Origin of the sequence: Methylacidiphilum sp. Yel (assembly GCF_004421185.1) — a bacterium.
GTDB lineage: Bacteria > Verrucomicrobiota > Verrucomicrobiia > Methylacidiphilales > Methylacidiphilaceae > Methylacidiphilum.
Window position 1 is genome coordinate 1 of record NZ_LXQB01000079.1, and the last position, 1,211, is coordinate 1,211.

Sequence of the window (1,211 nt, forward strand, 5' to 3'; positions counted from 1 at the left end):
TAAACTTTCTTTCCCACCAAGGGCGAGATCTCTTATTAGTTGATTATAGGTATTTAGGTTCTTCTTAGGATTGAATAATTTATATTAATCCTTTGTCATTACTACATCAGTTTGAATAGGCTCAGAATGCACTGCGTTTGAAGATAATTTGGAAAAATCAACTGCTGAAGGAAATAACTTAATAAAAGGATTGCAGGCTAGAATAGCCTTTAGCTTGCTAGATCAAAAAATTATACAAAAGATTTTTTTTTCGTTTTTTATTTTTGATTTAGAGCCGATACCATTTATTCTTAAGCATTATAAACGATCAACTTTATTCTAATCATTGACTCATTAGTGGATTTATAATTTCTTCCAAATGATCCGGACTCGATGAATCAAAACCGAAGTTTTTTCTTTTCTATCGAATCCCCAAAGCATCGATTTCTTGTCTTAGGAGAAAGAAAAATCTGCTTTAGCGGCTATTTTTTTGATGGTTATGGCAGAAAAGCTAACCAGATCCTTATTAAATGGAATGATAAACAGGCTATTGCAAACAGGGTAGACAGAGGGGATGTCCAAAGACTTTATGCTCAAAAAGGGATTGCGGTAGAAAAGGCGGTAGGTTTTGAAAGCTGCATTGAATTAAGCCGTGGCTTAAAAGAAGTTGAACTGATTGCTGAACTATCTTGTGGGGAGAAAATAAAGCTAAAGAAATTTTTTCTCTATATTTGGTCCAAGAAGTATTGCTTAGACCCGCTCTATGATAATAAGCAGCAACTTATTGGATATTATAATATTGAGAAGCCTCTTGAAAAAGAAGTCGTTTCGACCCAGCACTATATCGAAGTGAGTGGTTATGTCGTAGACAAGGATGGATATCCACCTCGATTAGTCCAGATTAAAACACCTACTAGAAAATATCCTTGCCAGCAGATTTACCGAAAGGGGATTCAGAAAGATTACCCGTTTATCAAAGACAGTCGTTGTGGGTTTGCAGGCTACGCTCTTTTAGAAGAACTATCAAAGCAATACAGTATAGAAGTAGAGTTTCTATCTGGACAAGTGGCCCAATTAGCAACGTTCTTTGCAAGCCTAAAAATTCAAGAGGACAGACGAGAAAAGGAACTCTATAAAAAATGGTTTAGCTGCTACGGTCGGTTTGTGGGGAGAGAGGAGGAGCTGTTGAGGCAGCGTCTTAGAGGGTTTGCCTACAAGCCATTCTTTTCGGT

1 protein-coding gene is annotated in these 1,211 nt (G+C 36.8%); it reads left to right on the top strand.

The genetic code is table 11. The annotated features are described in order from the left end of the window. Positions 1 to 372: 372 nt before the first annotated feature. On the top strand, positions 373 to 1,211 hold an 839-nt coding region (locus A7Q09_RS09955), incomplete at its 3' end, for a hypothetical protein (RefSeq protein WP_134391293.1).